This is a genomic window from Bacillota bacterium, from assembly GCA_024655925.1.
Taxonomy (GTDB): domain Bacteria; phylum Bacillota; class DTU025; order DTU025; family JANLFS01; genus JANLFS01.
Genome location: JANLFS010000026.1, coordinates 1 through 9119, shown reverse-complemented (window position 1 = coordinate 9119; position 9119 = coordinate 1). Strand labels below are relative to the sequence as shown.

Annotated in this window: 6 protein-coding genes and 1 rRNA gene; 1 reads left to right on the top strand and 6 read right to left on the bottom strand. The window is 59.4% G+C overall.

Annotated elements, in window-relative coordinates; all coding sequences use genetic code 11:
• Together tmk and NUW23_05670 are read right to left on the bottom strand one after the other, a co-directional pair.
• The coding region (gene tmk / locus NUW23_05675) for a dTMP kinase (GenBank protein ID MCR4425666.1) at positions 1–424 on the bottom strand (424 nt) is incomplete at its 3' end.
• Between the two features lie 5 nt (positions 425–429).
• A complete protein-coding gene (locus NUW23_05670; GenBank protein MCR4425665.1) occupies positions 430–1977 on the bottom strand; it encodes an aminotransferase class I/II-fold pyridoxal phosphate-dependent enzyme in 1548 nt (515 codons plus the stop codon).
• A gap of 141 nt (positions 1978–2118) precedes the next feature.
• On the opposite strand from NUW23_05670, the gene NUW23_05665 reads away from it, so the two are divergent.
• Complete coding sequence (locus NUW23_05665; protein ID MCR4425664.1) at positions 2119–2517, top strand: hypothetical protein; 399 nt, start codon at positions 2119–2121, stop codon at positions 2515–2517.
• On the opposite strand, the gene gpmI is transcribed toward NUW23_05665, so the two are convergent.
• From gpmI to NUW23_05645, 4 genes are all read right to left on the bottom strand, one after another.
• Positions 2463–4007, bottom strand: coding sequence for a 2,3-bisphosphoglycerate-independent phosphoglycerate mutase (gene gpmI / locus NUW23_05660; protein MCR4425663.1), 1545 nt, complete (start codon positions 4005–4007; stop codon positions 2463–2465). The genes NUW23_05665 and gpmI overlap by 55 nt on opposite strands.
• A 237-nt stretch (positions 4008–4244) precedes the next feature.
• Entirely contained in the window at positions 4245–6356 is a 2112-nt protein-coding gene (locus tag NUW23_05655; GenBank protein MCR4425662.1) for a sodium-translocating pyrophosphatase, read from the bottom strand.
• A gap of 127 nt (positions 6357–6483) precedes the next feature.
• Positions 6484–8805: a GAF domain-containing protein gene (locus NUW23_05650; protein ID MCR4425661.1), complete on the bottom strand. Its 2322-nt coding sequence runs from the start codon at positions 8803–8805 to the stop codon at positions 6484–6486.
• 177 nt (positions 8806–8982) lie between these two features.
• Positions 8983–9119, bottom strand: a 23S ribosomal RNA gene (locus tag NUW23_05645); the annotation flags it as partial.

Sequence of the window (9119 nt, the reverse complement as noted above, 5' to 3'; positions counted from 1 at the left end):
TTGGATCGATGTCCAGGAGTATGGTCAGATCAGGGACCAGGCCTCCGGTGGCGATGCGGTTCACGGTTCGGATATCCTCGATGCTCAACCCAAGTCCATATCCTTGGTAGGCTATGCTTGAATCCGTGAACCTCTCCCCGATCACCACCCTCCCAGCCTTGAGCGCGGGCAATATGACCTCGTTGACGTCCTGGGCTCGGTCAGCAGCATAAAGCAGGAACTCGGCCATGGGCGACATGGCCGAGGCTTTCAAGTCGAGGATTATGTCGCGGATATGCATGCCGATGGGGGTGCCACCAGGCTCCCTGGCTCTGACAACGTCGTACCCAAGCGAACTCAGGTGCTCGGCGAGGAGTTGCGCCTGGGTGGTCTTTCCGGCGCCGTCAGGCCCTTCGATTGTGATGAACACCCCTTTTGAACTCATTTCCGCTACTCCCTCACAACAGTGATCATTAGATCCCCTTCAGCATTCAGCCCGCGGAACACAGCTCCCAGCGAAAGCGCTTCGTCGATCACGCCTATCTTCCCGGCATCGATAACCTCTCCGGGATAGAGCAACGGGATACCAGGAGGATAAGGCGCCACAACCTCCGCGCATGTACGGCCCTCCGCTCTCTCTAGGCTCACCAGCTCGTGCGCTGCAAGCGTCGCTTCACGAGGCAGAAGCCTCTGCTCCGCCGGGGCAAACAGGTGACGGGTGAATATGGCCTGGGTGCCGATGGCTCCTCTTTGCAGGTGCTTGTCGGCTTTCACCCCGTTGAGCCCGTTGCCGTGCCGGGTGGCCTTTTCGTACGCTTCACGCGCCACGGCAGTCAATGCGTTCGCCAGAGCATCCACAGTCTCCTCTGTATCGGCATAGGTGATAAACGCGATAACATTCTCGAGATCTGCGAGTTCCACTCTGACGTTGTACTCGTCAATCAACTTGTTTTTCAGGTCGAACCCGGCAAGACCCAGGTTGATCATGGAAACCGTGAGTTTGAGCCGGTCCATGCTGGGCCGCTCCAGGACACGCACTCCGGGGAGCCCTTTAAGCTTGTCGCGCACTCTCTGAGAAAGCGCGAGAGCGCGCGCCATGAGCTGATGTCCTCGCTTCCGCATCACCGTGGCCGCGATGTCCAAAGACATCATCAATAGGTAGGATGGGCTCGTGGATTGGAGGATCGCAAGCATCCTCTGTACACGGTCTGGATAGATTCTGCTGCTCGTGCCCTTCATGTGAAGCATCGAGCTCCCAGTGAAGGATCCAAGCATCTTGTGCGTGCTCTGCACCACCATGCTCGCACCGTAGTCCAGGGCAGATGGAGGAAGATCCTCGTGGAAGTGGATGTGAGGGCCATGCGCCTCGTCCACGAGAAGCGGGATATCACGCTTTCGGCACGCCTCCACCAGAGGCGTCAAGTCCTCAGCGATCCCGTAGTAATTCGGCCTGGTTATGAGACATGCCTTGGCATCCGGATGCTCAGTCAAGGCCTCCTCGTAAGCCTCAGGCCTCACCCCCAGGCTAATCCCCCACTCGGGGTCTATATCCGGGTACACGAAGATAGGTCTGAGCCCGCACAGGATGACGCCGCCGATGACTGCGAGGTGTGCATCGCGCGGGATGATGATCTTCTGCCGTTGTTTGCAGGTCACCATTATCATGGCATGCACCCCGGCTGTGGTGCCATTGGTGAGGAACCAGGTCCGGTCCGCTCCAAAGGTTTGCGCGGCCAAATCCTGGGCTTTCTTGATGCATCCCGAAGGTGAGTGCAGATTGTCCATGCCACGGGTCTCTGTGATGTCCATGGCCAGGATGCTTTCGCGAAGGGTCTGTGCGACCTCAGGAGGGATCCCGGCGCCTTTTTTGTGTCCCGGCATGTGAAACCTGGCCGGGTTGAGCCGGACATACTCCATGAGCGCCTGGAAGAGGGGGGCGTCGAACTCCTCAGCCGGGATGTCCAGAATGTCTTTGGGGATGAAGGTAGTAATGGACACGTCCAGTCTCCTTTGCCCCCGCCTTGCGGGCGGTTGTTTGGTAGTGGGTCACCTGGCTTGACACGAACAAGTGTTCGTGTTAAGCTTTGTGTGTAGAACATTTGTTCTCCATACCGACAGGAACGAAGGAGGCTCTTAGCAATGAAGGGCACCATCCGCATCTTCACAGCGGTCACACTCGGGGCCAACGGCAGGCCCGGATGCGCGCTGCTTCATGTCCAGGACTCGCACCGCAGGGTGCTCTCTGAAGTCGTACAGCCCATAAACGCCCCTCCGTCCTCCGGCATCCGGGGCGCTAGGTTTGCAGCCCTGGTTGCCGCGCTTGACGCCGGTAGGAAGTTCCGGGCGTCCTCGGTGGAGGTCCACACCGAGGACCCAAGCCTAGTGGATGCGGTCTACAAGAAGGCTGGGGTCAACCCCGAACTCGTCGGGCTCTATCTCCAGGCAAGAGCCAACATGCACCGATACAAGGAGGCAAAGATATCCTACGCTCCGTATCCGGCTATGAGCGACTTCCCACTCATTGCCGCTGGCTGTTGAACTCCCATCAGCTCTAGTATGGTTGGGGCCACATCCCCGAAGTCCCCATCCCGTCGGAGCACACAAGGGCCCGCTCCCGCCAGTATGAAAGGCACCGGGTTCAGCGAGTGTGCCGTGTTTGCAGTGCCCTTCTCCGGGTCCACCATCTCATCGGCATTTCCGTGATCCGAGGTTACGATCAGCACTCCACCCGCCGCTGAGATCGCATCCCATATCTGGCCCAGGCACTCGTCTACTGTCTCAACCGCCTTGACCGCCGCGTCAAGGTCGCCTGTGTGCCCGACCATGTCTCCGTTTGCGAAGTTCACCAGGATGAAATCGTAGTCGCCGGATTCCACTCTCCGCACAACTTCCGCTGCGATCGCTCGGGCGCTCATCTCGGGAGCCTGGTCGTAAGTGGCTACCTTAGGGGAAGGTATGAGGACACGATCCTCCCCCGGAAACGGCTCCTCGCGGCCTCCGTTGAAGAAGAACGTGACGTGGGCGAACTTCTCCGTCTCCGCCACCTTGAGCTGTCTCTTTCCCGCTCTGGACAAGACCTCGGCCAGGACATCCGTGGTGTCAGGCGGAGAGAACGCCACGGGTATGTCGGACTTCAGGTACTCCATCAGGCAGACGAAGTTCACCTTCGGGCGCGAACCTCGGTCGAACTCGTGGAACTCATCGAACATGAAAGCCTTTGTCAGCTGGCGTGCACGGTCCGCCCTGAAGTTGAAGAAGATCACGGAGTCACCGTCTTCCACTTGGGCAACACGCTCGCCGTTTTCCCGCACGATGACGACGGGAAGCACGAACTCGTCCGTCACGCCCTCGGCATACGACCTCCTAACGGCCTCTATGGCCGAGTGCGCGAACACTCCCTGCCCGTGGACCAGTGCATCCCACGCGAGCTTGGTGCGATCCCAACGGTTGTCCCTGTCCATGGCGTAGTAGCGCCCGCTGACAGTCGCCACTTCCCCGAGGCCGAGCTCGTCCAGGCGGTTTTGGAGGTTCTCAAGATACTCCACGGCACTCGCAGGAGGAACGTCCCGGCCGTCCAGAAACGCGTGGATGTACAGGTTCCTGACTCCCGACTCTCTGGCCATCCCAACCAACACATATATGTGGTCTTGGTGGCTATGGACACCCCCGGGGGACACCAGGCCCATGAGGTGGACCGATCGTCCGGACTCCGCAGCTACCTTCATGGCGTCCAGGATGACTCTGTTACGCTGGAACTCCCCTTTGTCTATGAGGTTGTTGAGGTAGGAAAGGTCCTGATAAACAACTCTCCCCGCGCCCAGGCAGAGATGGCCAACCTCGGATCCACCCATCTGCCCTTCAGGCAGGCCTACCGCCTGGCCATGCGCCGGGAGAGTCGTGTGAGGATACGCCTCAAGCAGCCGCTGGAAATTCGGGATCCTCGCAAGCGCAACGGCATTGCCAGCCACCCTCACGCTCGCCCCCCACCCATCCAGGACCGTCAACACAATAGGCCTTCTGCCAGCCATCAACCGAACCCTCCGTGTGTGGGCCAAATGCCGCCCGTACAGCAGGACTATAGTATCACACGCTCCCTTGGGGTTCAACCAGAAGGTTGATGGAGGTCTTGAGGGGAGCGATGTTGTCTGCCGACCTTTCCACGTCGGATTCGGATGCCCGAGAGAAACCCACCAGTCAGAAAAGTGAACCCGCCCCGGCGAGTGCCCGGCGGGCGGGATGCAAGAACTGTCTTGTCGTACACCAGGTTACTTCATGATCGCCGCAGTGACCACGACAGACGCAAACACGATCGATACCATCGAGACCAGTTTTATCAGGATGTTCAGAGACGGCCCGGATGTGTCCTTGAATGGGTCCCCCACGGTGTCGCCAACCACCCCGGCCTTGTGGGCGTCGGAGCCCTTCCCACCAAATTCGCCGGACTCGATGTACTTCTTGGCGTTGTCCCATGAGCCGCCGGCATTCGCCATCATGATCGCGATAAGGAACCCGGTGACAACCGTTCCGACCAAAAGGCCTCCGACGGCCTTCGCGCCCAGGATGACTCCTACAGAGACCGGCGCGATGATGGCAATAAGGGATGGCACCACCATCTCCCGCTGCGCCGCTGCGGTACATATGTCCACGCACCTCGCGTAGTCAGGTCTCCCGGTGCCTTCCATGAGCCCGGGAATCTCCCTGAACTGTCGCCTGACCTCCACCACTATGCCCTGGGCGGCGCGACCAACCGCCTGCATAGTGAGGGAGGAGAATAGGAACGGAAGCATGCCTCCGATGAACAGACCGGTCAGAACAGGGGGATCTAGCAGGCTGAACGTGACTAGGCCCCCACCGGTCAAGGAGGTGATCTGGTCTCGGTAGGCCGCAATCAGAGCCAGGGCGGTGAGGGCCGCCGACCCGATGGCGAAACCCTTGCCCGTGGCTGCGGTTGTGTTGCCGAGAGAATCCAAAGCATCCGTTCTCTCGCGCACGTGTTTCGGGAGGTGCGCCATTTCAGCCACGCCGCCGGCATTGTCAGCGACAGGGCCATAGGCGTCAGTGGCAAGAGTGATGCCGAGAGTGGAGAGCATCCCCACAGCGGATATGGCAACACCGTAAAGGCCCATAGTCTCGTTGGCCGTGCCGCCCGCGAGTATGTAACTCAAGATCACGGTGAGACCGATGACCAGGATGGGAATGGCGGTTGAAACCATGCCCACCGACATTCCACTGATGATGACCGTGGCCGGCCCAGTCAGGGCAGACTCGGCCACCCGGCGGGTGGGAGAGTAAGAGGCGGATGTGTAGTACTCAGTGACGCGGCCTATTACTACCCCCGAAGCCAGGCCTGCGAGGACCGGCCAGAAAAGCCGCGTGTGCTCGGGACCTAGTATCGCGCGGATGAGGAAGTAGCTCCCCACCAGGACTATTGCTGAAGTGGAGTATACACCCCTACGTAGGGCTCCAAGTAGGACTGACTGCTCTGCCTGCTCGCCGGATTTCACGAAGAAGCTCCCGGCGATCGCAGCCACCACACCCAGGGCCGCAATGGTAAACGGCATGATGACCCAGTTGACCCCGAGCCTGAGGGAAGCCCCGAGGGCAGCGGTGGCGACTATCGATCCAACGTAGGACTCGTAGAGGTCTGCCCCCATGCCAGCCACGTCCCCGACGTTGTCGCCGACGTTGTCCGCAATTACCGCCGGGTTTCTGGGGTCATCCTCAGGGATACCCTTCTCCACCTTGCCAACAAGGTCAGCTCCCACATCCGCAGCCTTGGTGAAGATGCCCCCTCCCACTCTGGCGAAGAGCGCCATGGAACTCGCACCCATCCCCGAGGTTAGGAGGGCACTGGTGATCACGGCGAGGCGCGCGCCCTGGTCAGCGATGACCTGCACCGTGGAGTAGTACCAGGTGAGGCCGAAGTACCAGATGGACAAGTGAACCAAAGAGAGGCCCACCACGGTGAGTCCCATAACCGCACCACTGGAGAATGCGACTCTCAAGCCTTCATTCACGCTGTTCGACGCAGCCTGCGCGGTTCTTGCATTGGACTTGGTCGCCGTGGTCATACCTATGAAACCAGCCAACCCTGAGAAGAACCCGCCACTGAGAAATGCGAAAGGAGTGAAGAAAGTGAGTTGCCCCGCTGAGGCCAGAAGCAGCAGGACCACGAACATGACTGCGAAGAAGATAATTACGCCTATGTACTGCCGTCTTAGGTACGCTCGTGCCCCTTCACGTACCGCACCCGATATGTGCCTCATGTTGTCGTTGCCTTCGTCCTTCCGCGATATCGCCGCGGACAGATATAGCGCGAAGGCCAGAGCTACCAGAGCACTGACAGGGACTGCGAAAGCAAAGCGTCCGAACTCCATTGAATCCCCCGCGCCCCGCGACCGGCGGGGTTCGCCTCCTTTTCAGTTGATGACGTTTCCCAGGATATCATACCCGGCTACCTCCGGTCAAAGACCGCAGGCTATGCAGGCTATGCAAAACCCCGGGTTACGCGTGCCAGGCCGGTTTCTCCGCCAACTGCCTGGATGCGAGCATGTCCACTGCCGCGTCAACTACGTCCGGGTCGAATTGCGTCCCGGCGCACCGCCTGAGTTCGTCGACTGCCTCGGAGGTGGGCAATCCACTCCGGTACGGCCTGTCAGAAGTCATGGCATCAAGGGCGTCAGCCACCGAGAGTATTCTGGCGCCGAGAGGGATTTCCTCGCCTGCGAGCCCAGTGGGGTAACCTTTGCCGTCGTACCTCTCATGATGATGTTTGACGAGAGGTATTATGCCCGAGAAGTCATCCACAGACTGCAAGATATGAACTCCGAGTTCAGGGTGCATCTTGATCAGCCGCATCTCGTCCGGATCGAGCCTGCCCGGTTTCTGAAGTATGGCCTCGGGTATCCCGATCTTGCCCACATCGTGCAGGAGGCTCGCCGTCCGGATTTCGTCAATGGCGCGTTCAGGTAACCTCATCGCCCGGGCGATGGTCACAGCGAAGTCAGTCACCCGGCGTGAATGCCCGAGGGTGTAGTGGTCCTTGGTATCGACCGCCGCGGCCAGGGCTTCACCAGTCGCCAAGAAGCTCTTGCGCAATTGCTGGATGAGATGCGCATTTGTCAGAGCCACAGCGACCTGGTTCGCGATGGTAGTGAGCACTGTGACGTCGTGCTCTCTGAACGCGTCAGGGGCGGTACTGGAGACGTCCAACACTCCCCACACTCTGTTGTCTGCGGTGATGGGGATGGCAGCCTCCGAGAGGGTCCCAGGTGTGCCTTGTATGTAGCGAGGATCTAATGTGACATCGCCGACTATGCACGGCTTCATGGTTGTGGCTGCATGGCCGGTTATCCCCGAGTCCAGGGGAATCCGCACGTTCTTGATGGTGTCGGGGTATCCTCTGGCAGCCACAACCCGCAGTTCGTGCATCTCGTTGTCCAGAAGCAAGAAACACGAGTTGTGATAGCCGAAGGTTTCATCGATCAACGAGATTACACGGTCAGCGAGGTCCTGTATGTTTCGTTCCTTCGAGATGGTGATTCCCACCCGTTGGAGGACAGAGAGCTCCTCAGCGTGCTTCTTCAGGCTCTCGTATGCCATGGCATTCCCGAGCGCGATGGAGATATGTTGCGAGAGTCCTTCGAGTGTCTGGAGGTCCCGGCGGGAGAAAGCGCCGGTCCGGGTGAGGTTGTCGACACTCATGACACCGACCGTCCGCTCACCGGACCGGATGGGAACGCACACCGCAGATCTTACGTCGAGCACAGAGAAGAGCCTGAGTCGCTCAGCCTGTACCATGAATTCGGCGTAGTTGTCTTCCCGGACGTCATCTATCACGAGCCCTCGGCCTTCCCGTGCCACACGGCCCGAGAACCCTGAGCCTGCACACTGCCCCACCTTCACGATGTCAGGAGGGTACCCATAGCTGGCGTGAACAGAAAGACGGCCATCCACTCCGACCAGCATGATCACGCCAGCCTCTCCGCCCTGAAGAAGCCGGACTGCGCGCTCGATAGCTTCGTTCAACACCTGGTCGATCTGGAGGTTAGAGCTTATCGCGCCGACCAGATCAAGCATGGCGGACATCTCATCCGCCTTGCGCTTCACCTCTGTGAACAGCTCCGCACTCTCCAGCACCAAGGCGGCAAAACTGGCCACTCCTGTAAGCAACGCCATGTTGGTATCGGTGAACCTCGAGGCCTTCTTGGATTGTACGTTTATGACTCCCACGATCCGGTCGCGGACGACCATGGGCACGCTTGCCATCCCTTTCATCGGGATTCCGTCATCTATGAACCTGGAGTCCTTGTGCGGCTCCGCAAGGTTGACGGCCTGCCCGGTCTGGGCGACCCAGCCCGCTATCCCTTCGCCGAGGGCTATCCGCATCAGTCTGTCGTGGACTTCCCGTCCAAAATGTGCCTCCATAGTAAGGTGCTCGCCGGACGAATCCACGAGCATGATGGAACCATCCGCACCGTCTACCATTTCCATGGTTCGTTTCAGAATCGTGTGGAGGAGTTCGCGCACATCCCGGTGGCCCGTAGCTGCTCTCTCAATGTCGAGCAATCCATCGAGCTGGACCGTGATTCTCTGTAGGTCTCGCTCAGTCTGCAGCCGCCGGTCCAACAGAACCGCCCAGTTCGCCACGAATGCCACGCCCACGACGAGAACCAGTATGATTGCTGCCTCTGTCAGTTGACTGCGGCCAACTCCTGCGCCCCCGCGGCTCAGCCCTGTCAGGGCCACTACTCCCAAGACCACCAGTAAAATGTTCAGAGCTATCATCAGACGCGTCCTGGCGGTCCCTCGGGTATTGGGTGACATCGAGCGCCCTCCTCGCGAGTGCAGATCCCACACAAATCCTATGTATTTCGCGGTTCACTGTCTGGAACCTCCAAGCTTCGGCCCATTCAATAACAAGAACCCGTCAAGAGACGGGTTCTTGCACTTGTGCTCTCAGACAACCGCGCATGGGGAATTGGGTCTGGATCTTAAGGGTTTGAGGTCAAGCCCTCGACCTATTAGTACCGGTCAGCTAAGGACGTTGCCGCCCTTACACGCCCGGCCTATCAACCTCGTGTTCTGCAAGGGGTCTTACCAGGTTGACCTGTGGGAGATCTCATCTTGGGGCCGGTTTC

What these genes read in the sequence shown, in the direction of transcription:
- gpmI (MCR4425663.1), bottom strand. Translation starts at nt 4,007, where the DNA reads ATGGCTGGCAGAAGGCCTATTGTGTTGACGGTCCTGGATGGGTGGGGG.
- NUW23_05665 (MCR4425664.1), top strand. Translation starts at nt 2,119, where the DNA reads ATGAAGGGCACCATCCGCATCTTCACAGCGGTCACACTCGGGGCCAAC.
- NUW23_05650 (MCR4425661.1), bottom strand. Translation starts at nt 8,805, where the DNA reads ATGTCACCCAATACCCGAGGGACCGCCAGGACGCGTCTGATGATAGCT.
- NUW23_05655 (MCR4425662.1), bottom strand. Translation starts at nt 6,356, where the DNA reads ATGGAGTTCGGACGCTTTGCTTTCGCAGTCCCTGTCAGTGCTCTGGTA.